Below are 13,488 nucleotides of genomic sequence, written 5' to 3'. Positions count from 1 at the left end.
GTTTATGCCTTGCTGTTCAGCCTAGTGGCTGGAGCAGCAATGGCTTCAATTTATTGGGTCGCTTCAGGCCAAATCCGTGAACAGACTGATGTTCGTTTGGAGTTGCAAAGTGATCTATTAATTAATTTTGCTAAGACTTATGGGTCTTTGCAGGCGTTGCGTGATGCTATTCGAATAAGAAATGAAGAGCATGATGAACGTGTAGAACCACACTTCTATGTTTATGCCTTAAACCTTAACACCAAGCTACCTTTTACTAAGAAATTAGAAGCCGAATATATGAGTGAAGATGGGCGGCGTGTGTTTGGTATGCTTAGGTTCAGTGATGTTTTAGAGATTATCGACTTAGATATACAAGTAAGACGCGATGCTTATGCTCGAGTGGTCGTTACACGTTTACCAGGGGGAGCTCAGCTACTGGTAGCTGCTGATATGAGTGAGCAAAATACCTTATTGCAAAAGCTCTATAAAAGTATGTGGGTAGCTATTGCTTTGATGTTCTTACTCGCAGTTTTAGGGGGCTGGCTGATGGGGTATGGTGTGTTGCGGCGTATTGATAGTATTCGGCAAACCGCGGGGGAAATTATCAACGGTGATCTTAGCCAACGCATGGTTGTCACTCGGCGGAATGATGAATTTGATCGCTTGAGCCTAGTTCTCAACAGCATGCTGCAGAGAATCGAAAACTTGATGAAGGCTACACGGGAGGTAACCGATAATCTCGCGCATGATTTACGTAATCCACTCAATCGTTTGCGGAATCGCCTAGATACGAGTCGCTTTCAGCCGATAGATGCTGAGCATTTTCAGCAGCTTAGACAGGATGCCTTGCAGGATGTTGACGATTTAATCAAAACCTTTAATGCTCTGTTGAGTATTGCTCAAGCAGAGTCGGGTGTGCACAGAGATGATTGGACAGCCATTCAACTGGATCAGTTGATTAGTGACTTAGGTGAATTGTATGAAGCGGTTGCCGAAGAGGAAGGTATTAAGTTTAGTTACAAAGCACAAGCTGGCTTAGTTTTACAGGCTAATAGGCATTTGATTGCACAGGTCATCACTAATCTTTTGGATAATGCAGTGAAATACACTCCTAAAGAGGGTGTCATCCAATTGAGCGCTGAGCAACAAGCTGGCCATATAGTGCTCACTGTCAGCGATACAGGCCCTGGAATTCCTGCTGAAGAACGTGAGCGAGTGTTTAAACGCTTTGTGCGTTTAGATAATGCGCGGAGTACACCCGGCAACGGCCTTGGCCTAAGTTTAGTCAAAGCCGTTGCGGATTTACATGATGCTCAAGTTGAGCTTGCGGATAATCAACCGGGTTTGAAGGTGATTTTGCGCTTTGCTGGTTGATTGCCTTACAGAAATTGGCTATTACTGATGCTCTAGCCTTGATTCGCTCGTTTGCGACCTGAATAGAAATACAGGTTTAACAAATAGGGTTCAGGCGTTTCTAAAGTACGTGCTACCCGCATAAGCGTAGATAATTTAGCCTCCTGAATATCTGCACGCATAAGTTTGTGCCAAGTTTGGCGCGAAACACCTGAGCGTCCTGCTGCTGCTGTGACCGATAAACCTAGGGTGTCCATACGTTCTTGTATATATTCAGCCAAGTCGATTCCCGACATAAAAGTACCCTCATTCAACATATCTCCCGACAGTTCAGAGTGTTACCGTTTATAAAGGTAGCTTCAATATGGAAATTTCCACATTTTCAATCTGTATTAACCACTTAAGCGTTCAAATCAAGTCGAGCAAATGGAGTTGGCCAATCAAGTACATGAGCTTATCTTTAGTGATCCCCCCCATGCGAGCACGTAACTCATCTAATATATTTGTGGCATAACGATACGAAATACCCTGATCAATTTGTTTGAGACGATAGCCTAAAGCCAAATGCCTAAGTATTTGAATTTCTTTATTTTTTAGTGTCTGTAAGAAGGGTTGGGCAAAAATAGCAATGTTCCGTGAATTACTAAAGCTAATATCATGAAACAACTGAGTACAACGGAGCAACGTTTCCATATTCTCTTGTTTGAGATGTTGGAAGCGCGCGCCTTTTTCACTACTAATCACACTCATACCACCAATCCCCGCTTCAGGACGTTGAGTGGGAATAGTCAGTGCATTGCGAATGCCATAGTCTTCACGTGCTACTTCAATCACGCTAGTTTCATTTTCGTTAATTAGGCCAGCTATTTCATAGTCATGCCAATCGAGTGCAATAGGCAAAGGGGGCATTTTTTCTAGACGTAGCTTATGGCCTACACGAATGGCAAAATCACACTCATGGAAGTTGGCCTCTGCATAGTGTTTTAAAAAAGCGGTGGGATAGGTCTGAGTGTGTAGGAAAATTGGCGAGAAAGAATTATTAAATTCCCACAATATATTTGGAAAGAAGGTGTAGGTTGCTCCGTCGAAGCCTAAGGCATGAATGTAGTTTTCATAGACGCGAAAACGCTCAGATACCGTTTCAACCTGATATAAGTCATCGACAAAATGACCCACCAAAACATGCTTAAGCGGCATGAGCGTTTTACACCTCTACATATCGCAAGTTGTCGACTTACGATGATTTAACTTTATGTTTTTCTTAGTACTAAAAAATTTAACCCACCCTGGAAATGCTGTTGATGGCATTCGATCACTTCAAACCCTACTTGCTGTGCTTGTTTGATTAAAGCATCCATACTGACAAAATTAGCTTGCGGGTTAGCGGCTAATTGCAGGTTATAGTCTTGAAAAGCCTGAAAATCAGGATGAGCGATTAATTCCTTACGCGCATCTTTTGCCAATTTAGTTAAACTTAAACTAGGGTTAGGGGTTGCCAAGACAAATTGCCCGCCTTTGACCAAAAGAGCAGCGATGTGTTGTAAAGTCACTAAGGGGTCTGGCCAAGCGTAATAGCTTTGGATTGAAACAGCTGAATCATAACAGCCTACAGCGTTTTCAATCTTACTATGCTGAATACTAAAGTTATCTCGCTCTAAAGTACTAAGCACCCACTCAGCAGCAGTCACCATTTCTGCTGAATAATCCACTCCAGTATAGCTGCTAACTTGTTCATTATCCGCTAAAAACGGCGCTATCTTCGCACTACCACAACCACAGTCTACTACGTTGCCACGTAAATGCAAACAGGCTTCGCGGTAAACAGCCAACTGTACCGAAGTCGTTACAGCCGCAAACAAACGTGCATAACTATTCCAATCAGACTCTGGATAACGGTATTTTTGTTTCTCATTACTATCTAATGCTTTCATGAATAGCCCTTATTATATGATTTTGCCCAATTAGGCTTGTGAGTAAATAGGATCGTTTGCTTTAATTTCCCACTCTAGGAGTGAGAACTTATAATCTGTACCGTAGTTGTAACCTACATCTTTACAAACTAAGTTCGCCCCTAAAGCGCGTCGATAAAAACCAATATTTTTATCGCGAGTGATAAAGATCAACGAGTTAATTGCATTTTCGCGTGCGAGTCGATAATAAGTACGCAAATAAGTGGGTAGAATGCCCCGTGCAGCCTCAGAAATGGCAAAGCGACTTGGTTCAGCAATAGCACCACGTTTCTTGCGTAACAGATTGATTTCATGGAGAATAATTTCGTCAGCAGGTAAGCCTAAGTCAGTATCTAAAACTAAACGTCCCGTGCTAGTAATATCACCAGTTGCATCTTCAGTATATAAAATACAGGAATAATGATCGTAAGCATCGTTCGCTGCATCATTCATAGCAGGATAATGTTTTCCGTATTCGCTCTGTCTTAAGCGCCAAATCTTTTTAATATCAGTACCTTCATTGACCACTTTTAAAGGCTGGTAAATGCTATCGTATTTATAGTTTATTGTTTTCATTATAGTTGGATCTCTAAAGGTCGCCCGGATCCAAGCGCTTGGTGAACTTATTGCATGCCCATTCATTATGCTGGATTTTTAGTCTTTTTTTAAAGAGCATACGACAAACGGTTATAAATTAAACATACCTTTTATGAATTTAAGTTAAACTTTTGTTATTTTCAGTTCTCTAAATAATAAATAGTTTGCGAGAGAAATTGATGAAAAATAAAGCGGTTCAATCTAAAAAATTAATCTTAGTTGCTTTATCTAGCGGAATTTTGATGCACGCTGCTTGGGCTGATCAATGTGCACTTATTTCTGTAGAGCAAGCGGGCAATGCTTTAGATTTCCTAAAGCCGGGTGGAACGATGGTGGAGTTTTGTGAGCCTTGCGGCGATAAAGATTTTTACTCTAAGCCCGAGCAGCTTATTACTGATATACAGGCTCGCCAAGAGCAGGAGTATTGGTCAGTTAAGGCGAATGGTAAAGAGCTAGACTTAGCCTATACCTTTGTGCGCAATGCGGAAGGCTCGTATTTGAATGTCTCCAAGTTAGCCAACTGCCCATCTGATGATGTATCCGTTGGTTTTCCAGCGAGTAGCCCAGTAAAATAACTTAGAACGGGCGCGAGTTAGGGTCTTCTGGCTCGCGCTCCTTGGTTATGGACTTCTGATAGTCTGTTTCGCTACTGAATAAGCTCACTAAAATGCCTAAGCCATCATTGGGTGTTTCACCGTCGCGTGTGACCACGCCCATGGGGATTAAATTAATGATCGCACCTGCTAAGGCTGCATAAGCCAATGCTTGGAAAGCTAGTTTCGTGTAGTCATCTTCGATCACAAAGAAATTATCCCGACCCATCAGCAGAATAATGCTAAACGCCAACAAGAGTTCAATGCCGGGGCCAGCGAAGTAGGTGAGGGCATGCTTGTAACGCATTCCTCGACCATACACTGGATTAAACTGTACAAAACCTTCAAGTGGAATTAGGCGTAGCTCTAGAGGGGCACGAAATAGTTGGCCTTGATAAACGATGCGGCCAAAACCAATCACGGTGCGCTGTATCTGCCAGCCTAAAGCGTGTGCTACCACAGCATGTCCAAATTCGTGGACAAGAACTAAAGGGAGCCACCACAAAATGAAGAATAAAGCAGCTAGTTTGCGCGGTTCATAATGAGTAAAAATCTCCAGCAACATTAAACCTAAGAACAAAGCGGTGAGGCCGTAAATGAATAGGCTTTCGCCTAAACTGCTTGGATTTTTGTCATAGTGACGCTGATCAATTTTCATTTTTGTTGAATTATTTACCTAGTTAACACGTCTTTAGTATTACTTAGTTAAGGACATTTCCCAAATTCTATCATTTAGCTGGCTCATTGAAAATTTGACAAATTGCCTCAAGTTTACTATATAACATCCATATGGATGGTTAATAACATCTATATGGATGGTAAAATTTCAATAGAGATAAAAAATGAGCAATATCACACCACTACGACCCAAGACTGGTAGCGATACAGAAAAAATTACCATCAATTTGGGATATGTCGATCTTGGACAGATCGATTTGTTGGTTCAGGAAGGCTTTTACTCGAATCGCAGCGATTTTATACGGACTGCGATTCGCAACCAACTGACCCACCATGCTCAAGTGGTGCAGCAAACAGTGGTGCGCAAAACCTTAGAACTAGGTTTAAGGCATTACAGCAAGCAGGATTTAGAAGCGGTTAAAGCCGCCGGAGAAAAATTAAATATTCAGGTGGTTGGTCTAGCAACGATTGCTAGCGACGTTTCACCTGAACTCGCGCTAGAGACGATAGAAGCCATCACCGTACTTGGTGCTTTGCAAGCCAGCTCAGAGGTGAAAACCGCCTTAGCTGGACGCATTCACTAAGGCGTTTAAGATTATTAAGGAGACTCGTCATGAAAGCTCGTTTTTTGAATTCTATGCAAGAGGCATTGGGGTTAGTACGCTTAGGTCAATTACAGCAAGCTACCCAATTAATTCAACAATCATTACAGCGTGATTTACGCCAAGGAGGTCGTGCAGCGAATGAAACAAATGACAATGTTATTGAAGCTCAATTCGTCCGTAAGTCTAATCAGCCAGCCAGTGAGCCATTAAAACCGACTGAAACAGGGCAGCTTGCTGAGTGTTTTGAACAGGTAAATAAACCTAGTATTGGACAAGAAGCACAGTTTCTGACACGCAATTTTAGCAACGAATACGGTTCACGTGACTATAAGCTGTATATTCCGAGTAGCTATACCGATCAGCCTTTGCCTTTGGTGGTAATGTTGCATGGTTGTACGCAAAATGCAGAGGATTTCGCCTTAGGTACAGCGATGAATCAATTTGCTGAACAGTATGGGGTATTGGTGGCTTATCCCAATCAAGCCAAATCAGCCAATTCAAAAAGCTGCTGGAATTGGTATAAAGTGAAGAATCAGCAAACCCATCGGGGTGAACCCGCGTTGATCGCGGGTTTGACGCGAACCATTATGCAAAATCACTATGTCGATGCTAAGCGGGTCTATATAGCTGGTTTGTCGGCAGGTGGTGCTATGGCTGCGATTATGGGGGCGACTTATCCTGAGCTATATGCTGCAGTAGGTGTGCATTCGGGCTTGGCCGCAGGCAGTGCGACTAATGTGATTGCAGCACTGGCAGCGATGCGTCAAGGCAGTCATAACGTGCAAGCTACTGAGCAATACCCAGTTTTTGTGCCAACGATTGTCTTTCATGGTGATCAAGACCCTGTGGTCAATTTGAAGAATGCAGAGCAAGTGTTTGCCCAAGCTAAGCAGCGATTGGAGGCGAGTAATGATGCTTATTTCAATACTGAGCAAACGACAACGAATCCTGCAGGTGCTCGAGCCTATACACGTACACAAATGAAAGATGAAAAGGGTCAAACGCAAATTGACTACTGGTTAGTGCACGGCGCGGGGCATGCATGGTCGGGCGGTGAGGTACGTGGTAGCCACGTTGATCCTACCGGACCTAATGCTTCTGAAGCCATGCTGAGCTTTTTCTTAGAACACTCCCTGAGCTAATACAAACTCAGCCCCAAGCCTAATAAGCTTGGGGTTTTCGCCTTCGTGCTTAGAATATGGCAGACTATTTCCGGTAAAAATCAATAAGGACAACCCATGTGCGGAATCAGCGGCGAATTACGGTTAGATGGTCAAATTCCAGACCTGCGCAATCTCAATGCCATGATGGCGAAGCTTGAGAAGCGTGGCCCCGATCATGGTGGTAGTTATTCGGATGGCCCTTTAGCATTTGGGCATCGGCGCTTGGCGATTATTGATTTATCCTACAAGTCTAGCCAGCCGATGGTGGATGCAGAGTTGGGTCTTGCGCTGGTATTCAATGGCACGATTTACAATTACCCTGAATTACGTGCGGAACTCAAAGCCAAGGGTTATCATTTTTATTCGGATGGCGATACCGAAACCATCCTCAAAGCCTATGCCGAATGGGGCGAAGATGCGCCCAAGCATTTGATCGGGATGTTTGCCTTCGCTATTTGGGATATGAAGCAAAAGACCCTATTTTTAGCCCGTGACCGCATGGGGATTAAGCCTTTGTATTACACGCAGAATGCTAAATCCTTGCGCTTTGCCTCCAATACCCAAGCCCTACTGGCCACGCCGAACGTTGATACTAGCCTTGACCCTTTGGCGCTGCATAATTTATTTACCCTGCATGCGGTTGTACCTGCCCCGCGCACGGTGTTGAATGGCATACGCAAACTACCGCCTGCCCATTCACTCACCATTCACGCGGATGGTCGGCAAACCTTAAAGCGCTATTGGAATCTAGTCGCTAAGCGCCCCAATGAAGTTCGCAGTGAACAAGATTGGATTGAGGCGATTCATGAAGCGCTGCGCGTTGCTGTACGGCGGCGGAATAATATTGCGGATGTACCTGTCGGGGCGCTGCTGTCAGGTGGTTTGGATTCGAGTCTGTTGGTCGCGCTGCTGGATGAAATCGGCATCAAAGATATTCGCACCTTCACGATTGGTTTTGATGACCAGCCTGAGGAAAAAGGTAGTGAATACGAATACTCCGATGCGGTAGTCGAGCGTTTTAAACCTAATCACCACAAGTTCCATATTCCGAATGAGCAAACACTGAAGCGCCTGCCAGAAGCAGTCGCGAATATGGCGGAACCGATGTTTGGGCAAGACGCGATTGGTTTTTATTTGCTCTCCGAACAAGTCTCCCAACACGTCAAAGTCGTGCAATCCGGGCAAGGTGCCGATGAGGTTTTCGGTGGCTATTTCTGGTATCCGCAAACCCATGCCGACCAAAATCCTGACCGCTTAGCGCGTTTTTCTCAGTACTATTTTGACCGCAACCATACCGAAATGGCGCAAATGCTACAGCCCCAATTCCAAACTTCCGATTATACGGGCGAGCTGGTGCGTGAACTCTTAGAAACTGAGTACGCCGACGAGCATTTAGACGCGGTATTGCGTGCTGATGTGACAACCTTCATTGTTGATGATCCGGTCAAGCGGGTGGATAACATGACGATGGCTTGGGGTTTGGAAGCTCGTGTGCCCTTCTTGGATCAAGAGCTAGTCGAACTTGCAGCACAAATGCCGCCAGAGTTGAAACTACGTGACGGTGGCAAATATGTGTTAAAGAAAATAGCCCGTGGGCGTGTGCCCGATAGCGTGATTGATCGACCCAAAGGTTATTTCCCTGTACCTGCGTTGAAGTTCGTGCGCGGCGAGTTTCTGCAGATGATGCGCGATGTTTTACACTCGCAAAAGGCTAAAGAGCGTGGCTTATATAATCCGGCTTATGTGGAAAAAGTCTTGAGCAAACCGGAAGAGCATTTGACGCGGATTCAGGGCAGTAAATTGTGGCATATGGCTTTGTTGGAGCTGTGGCTGGGGTTACAGGGTTTGTAAATGGCAAGATCAAGCGTGATTTTTGTCGATTCCAGTGTTTAGATTGACTATTTCAACGGCTTTATGCGGATAAATATTTTGAACCGTTTCAAAAGCATTTGGGTTTGAAGAATGGCTTGCCTGTGCATTAAAAAGCTTTAGATGGCTGCTCAAACACCTGCTTAAAACTAAAAGCTTGCGCACTCGCCCCTTGTGTTTGTAATAAGTCTAAACGCTGTTTAGCTTCCTCAACGCTGGGTTCATGTCCTTGTGGAATCCACCACAACACCATATAAGTATTCGTCATACGCGCAAACCATTCACGGCGGCGGCTCATAATGGGTGTGTGTGCGCTGCGATAAACAAACTGATGCAAGGCTTCCACGCTGGCCCACACCGATAAATTGACAATAACCTCCTCACCAAAAGGACGCAAAGCCGTAGCATCGCCTTCTTCAGTTTGTAGCCGCCAGACAAACCCCTCGAATTGTTCGGCTAGTGTATTAATACGCTCTAAATTGTCTACAAAGTCTTTGAGCTGAGGCGAATCAATGGGTGCTAAGAGTTGCGCGATATTGAGTTGTGCTAGATGATAGTTCATGAGGTTTGAGTGCTTAACAAATTGTCGTTGGTAGGGTTTAGATCTAGGCCATCGTTTAAAATGGTGTTGGAAATGAGCTTGGTCGGCAAACCCTAATTCCAGTGTGACTTCACTTAAGCTTGTGCCTTCTTAAAAGGCCACACTAATTGATAAGTGCGTCAAGCCTGCTAGTTTGCTTAATTCTCACAAGCTGAATTCTACTTACGCTGGCTTGTTTAGCAAGTCTTTAACCCGTCGTTTGTGGAACTGGTAATGAGCACTTCAACCACCCTTACTTAACAAATTTGGAGAAGTATTGAATGAAGTTGTGCTAAAAAAAAGTATTTTTTATTAAGAGCTAATATAATAGCTATAGAAACGCTTTTTTCCTTCCTATGGGTAAAATAATGGCTTTTAATTTTTCTACACCAGAGTCATTAGCACTCACGCTAGCTGCAAAAGCTAAAGCAAGACGTTTGGGCGCGAAACTGACGCGCCGCACACTAGCCGAGAAGGCCGGGGTAGCAGAAGCCAATATTAAACGCTTTGAAACTACGGGGCAGATTAGCTTCCAAAACCTGCTGAAAATTGCGTATGCCCTAAATGATATGGCGGGATTTGAGCAGTTATTTCAGGAAAAGCCACCACAGTCGATTGCTGAACTCAGCATAAAACCACGACAGCGAGGGAGTCTATGAGGCATATTTCACACTTGAAAGTGCTACTAGCCGGCGATCTAGTCGGAGATTTAGGTGTGGATGCACGTGGTCTTATCTATTTTCAATACGCGGTTGAATGGCTCAAAAATGGTTTCGATTTGTCACCCGACACCTTAGCTTTTCAAGCAGCTCCTCAGCTTTCACTAGAGCCGCAGGAGTTCGGTAGTTTACATGGTGTTTTCTATGATTCCTTACCCGACGGTTGGGGATTATTGTTAATGGATCGGGCTTTTCGTGAGCTAACTGGCTGGCAAACTCATGAAATTACTCCACTGGATCGTTTGGCTTATATTGGTTCACGTGCAATGGGGGCACTGGAGTATCAACCTGAAATTTTCAAAGAAGAGATAGCGAATACGGTAGATATTGCACAGCTAGCACATTCTGCTGAGCAAATATTGCAAGGTGGAACACCTGAAGTCTTGCAACAATTGCAGATTCAAGGTGGTTCGCCAGGTGGGGCACGTCCCAAGGTAACAGTAGCTCTGTCTGAAGAGTCAGATGAATGTTTGTCCGGCTTCCAAACTTTGCCGCAAGGTTTTACTCATTGGATAGTGAAATTCCGTGCTCGTGAAGATTTAGCTGATCTGGGGCGTATTGAGTTAGCTTATGCGCGTATGGCGGTTTTAGCAGGTTTAATAATGCCCGAAACTCACCTTATTTCTGTGCAGCGGGGTAAAAAAACTGAGAGTTTTTTTGCCGTGAAGCGTTTTGATCGTGAGGGCAATAAACGCCTACATACCCTGAGCTTGTCGGCCTATATCTATGCTAATCATCGCTTACCGAGTGTGAGTTATGAAACTGTGTTAAATGCGACACGCAATATCACTCGTAGTATGGAAGAGGTGCGTAAAGTCTTTCGCCTGATGGTGTTTAATGTCCTAGCGCATAACAAAGATGACCATGCGAAAAATTTTGCGTTTATCCGCCCTGAGCATGATTGGGAGTTATCACCTGCTTTTGATCTCACCTTCAGTAGTGGACTGAATAATCAGCATACGACCGATATTGCAGGCAGCGGCAATCCGACCTTGAGACATGTTCAACAAGTGGCGGAAAAGTGCGGAGTGAAAGATTGGCGAGAGATTGTTGAGGAGGTTCGGGCTGCAACGAACCAGTGGGAAATCATAGCGAAGGCGTTGGATGTTAGCAAAAGCAATATTAAGAAAATTGGCAAGGTATTGATGGAAGTTAGCCAAAGATTATAATTAGCATTGATGAGTAGAAGTTATTCGAAACTTGAGTTTCTCATATTACTTTCTCTTATTTCTCTATCCTTTTCTTCTTGAATATATAAATAAAAGCGATGTTGCTTTTCATCTATTAATTTATTTAGCTCTAAGTCTTGTGAAATCCTGAGCTGGTCAAATAAGCATAATCTTGACTCATAACTTTTATAACTTCTATCTGAAGTTGGTACAAAGCGCTCAACCAGTAAATCTAAAATAGTATTTTTATCCGGTGCTAAGTCGAGTATTGATAAGGCTATATCTGTGAGCAATAAATTTGGAGCTGTATGATCCTCAATTAGTTTGCAATTTTCTGCTGCAAATGGATAACGACTCTGCGGCCCTTCACTACACCAATGTAGTAATATATTATTAGGAACGTAGATTAGGGCTGAGTCGAGGTCTTCTGAAAGAGGGCTGGCAACAAGTCGTCCAGCTCTGTTAATCGCTTGCTGATTTTCTAAATCACAAACTGCCCTTAAGGTCATTTCAGGAAGATGCTTGAAGAACGCTCTTAAAGCGGTTTTCTGTATGTCGGTAATAAAATAAGTTTCTTTAGTAGCAGCTAAAAGACTATGTAGATTTCGCAGGTTTATGGTGTCACTACTTGATCTTTCAAAGGCGAAGTCTATAAGTGTTTTAAGGTAATGATCATTTGGTAAAAAAAGCTCATCTGCTTTCCAGACAACATCATTAAAAAATAACCACAAGGCGTTACTCAGTTCATTTTTATAAGATTCAGATTGGCGATCAATCCCTATAATGACTTGGTACAAAATTAAGTTTGCTTTTTGAATACCTAGCTTGTTTATACTAGCCAGCTTGTAGCTCAACTGCATAAGCTGAGAAACAGATGAGTTTGCTGCTAGGTCTTTTGACCATAAATAATCGAGGTGTTCTACTGAACAACCAGTATCCAATGCTTTCATTAAACGATCAAATTGCCGTTGGTTTAATTTGGAGTGAACTCCTAACTCTCCGAATTGCTTTGACCAAACAGAATCGGTAGCAGCAGTATCTAAAAATATCTCAAGGTCATCTGGTGATTGTTCTTTCCAGCCCGCCAACACTCCACGCACCCAAAGTAAACTTACTTTAGCCGGAGCGACACTCTCAATATGATTACGAACCAACTTTAACAATGCATTCACATCGTGATAATGCTCGCCCACTCCTTTACCAAAATACCCTAACTCTGCTTTGTTGGTACTGGTAGAGCAAAGCTCAGGAATGAGTCGTTTTAAAGTTTCAGGCGATTTTGCTGCTTTAGTGCCGATAGCCTCGGTTGCTTTAGTCAATTTTTCATACAGCTCTGAATCAGGCCATAAATCAAGAGTTTCATTTTCATTTGAAGTTATATCTAAGCTATAAATTGCTGTAACTGAATCAACAAAGATACTGGCATAAATCTCTTCAACTAAACTAACCGGAGCAAGATGATTTTCAAGTTGCTTTAACTGGTCTAAAGATTCAGGCGAAATTCTAGTTGATTTAGTCACTAACAGTCTCTTAATAGAGGCCCAACCTTCAGGCCAACTACTTTCATGACGCCATTGATAAGCAAGCTTAGTTAATTCCTCATCTATTCCAAACTTGCCCCAAAGCCGAAGTAGTGATTCAGCCAAGATGCTTTTGAGAGCAGCCTGTAGGCGGTTATCGTTATGTATTGATGCTACTAGATTAATCCAGCTCCTATACCAATCACTGCGATCAGCTAATGTAGACGGCCGCCAACCATAGTCACGTCGTCTAGCTCCAAACTCAACACTATGACTTAACTGGAAATTCTTAGTTTTTAAGCCACTACGCAGCATACTAAGACCTAATTCCTGTTCTTCTTCATTAGCACTGACAAGAAATGGCTTGGCTACTTGGCATCGCAACTCAGGCTCAGCTTTCGTTCCAGAAAGATAGCAATTGAAAAGTGAGTTAAGTATGCTTTTTGCTGAATTACCATAATTATTATTTATTTCGCCTAGAGCGAAATTTGTAAGGACTGATACCGCTTTTTCAAAAAACTCAGGCTCATAAGCAATGCACCTTAATAAACTTACATAACTTACTCGCTGAAAATTACTCCAAGAAATAAAGCTCTCATCTTGTGTAGCTGCTTTTATCAATATTAGGGTTTTTGATGGATAAACTGGAGCAAGATTTCGGTCATGCACCAGAGGAGTTGAAGAGCCACTAAAGCGGTAGTAACTTAAGCG

14 protein-coding genes are annotated in these 13,488 nt (G+C 43.2%); 7 read left to right on the top strand and 7 right to left on the bottom strand.

What is annotated here, in order from left to right; genetic code table 11:
* The first annotated feature begins 39 nt into the window (after positions 1 to 39).
* Complete coding sequence (locus tag Q0307_RS01900) at positions 40 to 1,356, top strand: HAMP domain-containing sensor histidine kinase (protein ID WP_298655659.1); 1,317 nt, start codon at positions 40 to 42, stop codon at positions 1,354 to 1,356.
* Positions 1,357 to 1,388: 32 nt separating this feature from the next.
* Here Q0307_RS01900 and Q0307_RS01895 read toward each other — a convergent pair whose 3' ends face one another.
* The 4 genes from Q0307_RS01895 to Q0307_RS01880 form a co-directional block, all read right to left on the bottom strand.
* Complete coding sequence (locus tag Q0307_RS01895) at positions 1,389 to 1,631, bottom strand: helix-turn-helix transcriptional regulator (protein WP_298655656.1); 243 nt, start codon at positions 1,629 to 1,631, stop codon at positions 1,389 to 1,391.
* Positions 1,632 to 1,743: 112 nt separating this feature from the next.
* On the bottom strand, positions 1,744 to 2,532 hold the full coding sequence (locus Q0307_RS01890; protein ID WP_298655653.1) for an autoinducer binding domain-containing protein: 789 nt from the start codon (positions 2,530 to 2,532) through the stop codon (positions 1,744 to 1,746).
* A gap of 53 nt (positions 2,533 to 2,585) precedes the next feature.
* A complete protein-coding gene (locus Q0307_RS01885; protein ID WP_298655650.1) occupies positions 2,586 to 3,266 on the bottom strand; it encodes a class I SAM-dependent methyltransferase in 681 nt (226 codons plus the stop codon).
* Between the two features lie 30 nt (positions 3,267 to 3,296).
* Positions 3,297 to 3,860, bottom strand: coding sequence for a hypothetical protein (locus Q0307_RS01880; protein ID WP_298655647.1), 564 nt, complete (start codon positions 3,858 to 3,860; stop codon positions 3,297 to 3,299).
* A 200-nt stretch (positions 3,861 to 4,060) separates the two neighbouring features.
* Between Q0307_RS01880 and Q0307_RS01875 the strand changes: the two genes are divergently transcribed.
* The gene (locus tag Q0307_RS01875; RefSeq protein WP_298655644.1) at positions 4,061 to 4,456 is read left to right on the top strand and encodes a hypothetical protein; all 396 of its coding nucleotides are present in this window, start codon (positions 4,061 to 4,063) and stop codon (positions 4,454 to 4,456) included.
* Position 4,457: 1 nt separating this feature from the next.
* On the opposite strand, the gene Q0307_RS01870 is transcribed toward Q0307_RS01875, so the two are convergent.
* Positions 4,458 to 5,132: a site-2 protease family protein gene (locus tag Q0307_RS01870; RefSeq protein ID WP_298655641.1), complete on the bottom strand. Its 675-nt coding sequence runs from the start codon at positions 5,130 to 5,132 to the stop codon at positions 4,458 to 4,460.
* A gap of 184 nt (positions 5,133 to 5,316) precedes the next feature.
* Between Q0307_RS01870 and Q0307_RS01865 the strand changes: the two genes are divergently transcribed.
* The 3 genes from Q0307_RS01865 (at position 5,317) to Q0307_RS01855 (ending at position 8,771) form a co-directional block, all read left to right on the top strand.
* Positions 5,317 to 5,736 (top strand): hypothetical protein, encoded by a 420-nt coding sequence (locus tag Q0307_RS01865; RefSeq protein ID WP_298655638.1) that lies wholly within the window; start codon positions 5,317 to 5,319, stop codon positions 5,734 to 5,736.
* 29 nt (positions 5,737 to 5,765) lie between these two features.
* On the top strand, positions 5,766 to 6,899 hold the full coding sequence (locus Q0307_RS01860; protein ID WP_298655635.1) for a PHB depolymerase family esterase: 1,134 nt from the start codon (positions 5,766 to 5,768) through the stop codon (positions 6,897 to 6,899).
* A 96-nt stretch (positions 6,900 to 6,995) separates the two neighbouring features.
* Positions 6,996 to 8,771: an N-acetylglutaminylglutamine amidotransferase gene (locus Q0307_RS01855; protein WP_298655633.1), complete on the top strand. Its 1,776-nt coding sequence runs from the start codon at positions 6,996 to 6,998 to the stop codon at positions 8,769 to 8,771.
* Positions 8,772 to 8,898: 127 nt separating this feature from the next.
* Here the strand turns inward: Q0307_RS01855 and Q0307_RS01850 are convergent, their stop codons facing one another.
* Positions 8,899 to 9,351 (bottom strand): DUF3291 domain-containing protein, encoded by a 453-nt coding sequence (locus tag Q0307_RS01850; RefSeq protein WP_298655630.1) that lies wholly within the window; start codon positions 9,349 to 9,351, stop codon positions 8,899 to 8,901.
* A gap of 386 nt (positions 9,352 to 9,737) precedes the next feature.
* Here Q0307_RS01850 and Q0307_RS01845 point away from each other — a divergent pair, with 386 nt between their 5' ends.
* Together Q0307_RS01845 and Q0307_RS01840 are read left to right on the top strand one after the other, a co-directional pair.
* Positions 9,738 to 10,028, top strand: a complete 291-nt coding sequence (locus Q0307_RS01845) for an XRE family transcriptional regulator (protein ID WP_298655626.1) — start codon at positions 9,738 to 9,740, stop codon at positions 10,026 to 10,028.
* Complete coding sequence (locus tag Q0307_RS01840) at positions 10,025 to 11,257, top strand: type II toxin-antitoxin system HipA family toxin (protein WP_298655623.1); 1,233 nt, start codon at positions 10,025 to 10,027, stop codon at positions 11,255 to 11,257. Before Q0307_RS01845 ends, Q0307_RS01840 begins: the two co-directional genes overlap by 4 nt.
* Positions 11,258 to 11,277: 20 nt before the next feature.
* Here Q0307_RS01840 and Q0307_RS01835 read toward each other — a convergent pair.
* The coding region (locus Q0307_RS01835) for a hypothetical protein (RefSeq protein WP_298655620.1) at positions 11,278 to 13,488 on the bottom strand (2,211 nt) is incomplete at its 5' end.

It is taken from the genome of uncultured Thiothrix sp., from assembly GCF_937873765.1.
Lineage (GTDB): Bacteria > Pseudomonadota > Gammaproteobacteria > Thiotrichales > Thiotrichaceae > Thiolinea.
This window is presented reverse-complemented; position numbering and strand designations above follow the sequence as displayed.

What these genes read in the sequence shown, in the direction of transcription:
- Q0307_RS01890 (WP_298655653.1), bottom strand. Translation starts at nt 2,532, where the DNA reads ATGCCGCTTAAGCATGTTTTGGTGGGTCATTTTGTCGATGACTTATAT.
- Q0307_RS01880 (WP_298655647.1), bottom strand. Translation starts at nt 3,860, where the DNA reads ATGAAAACAATAAACTATAAATACGATAGCATTTACCAGCCTTTAAAA.
- Q0307_RS01885 (WP_298655650.1), bottom strand. Translation starts at nt 3,266, where the DNA reads ATGAAAGCATTAGATAGTAATGAGAAACAAAAATACCGTTATCCAGAG.
- Q0307_RS01855 (WP_298655633.1), top strand. Translation starts at nt 6,996, where the DNA reads ATGTGCGGAATCAGCGGCGAATTACGGTTAGATGGTCAAATTCCAGAC.
- Q0307_RS01845 (WP_298655626.1), top strand. Translation starts at nt 9,738, where the DNA reads ATGGCTTTTAATTTTTCTACACCAGAGTCATTAGCACTCACGCTAGCT.
- Q0307_RS01875 (WP_298655644.1), top strand. Translation starts at nt 4,061, where the DNA reads ATGAAAAATAAAGCGGTTCAATCTAAAAAATTAATCTTAGTTGCTTTA.
- Q0307_RS01895 (WP_298655656.1), bottom strand. Translation starts at nt 1,631, where the DNA reads ATGTCGGGAATCGACTTGGCTGAATATATACAAGAACGTATGGACACC.
- Q0307_RS01900 (WP_298655659.1), top strand. Translation starts at nt 40, where the DNA reads ATGGCTTCAATTTATTGGGTCGCTTCAGGCCAAATCCGTGAACAGACT.
- Q0307_RS01850 (WP_298655630.1), bottom strand. Translation starts at nt 9,351, where the DNA reads ATGAACTATCATCTAGCACAACTCAATATCGCGCAACTCTTAGCACCC.
- Q0307_RS01865 (WP_298655638.1), top strand. Translation starts at nt 5,317, where the DNA reads ATGAGCAATATCACACCACTACGACCCAAGACTGGTAGCGATACAGAA.
- Q0307_RS01840 (WP_298655623.1), top strand. Translation starts at nt 10,025, where the DNA reads ATGAGGCATATTTCACACTTGAAAGTGCTACTAGCCGGCGATCTAGTC.
- Q0307_RS01860 (WP_298655635.1), top strand. Translation starts at nt 5,766, where the DNA reads ATGAAAGCTCGTTTTTTGAATTCTATGCAAGAGGCATTGGGGTTAGTA.
- Q0307_RS01870 (WP_298655641.1), bottom strand. Translation starts at nt 5,132, where the DNA reads ATGAAAATTGATCAGCGTCACTATGACAAAAATCCAAGCAGTTTAGGC.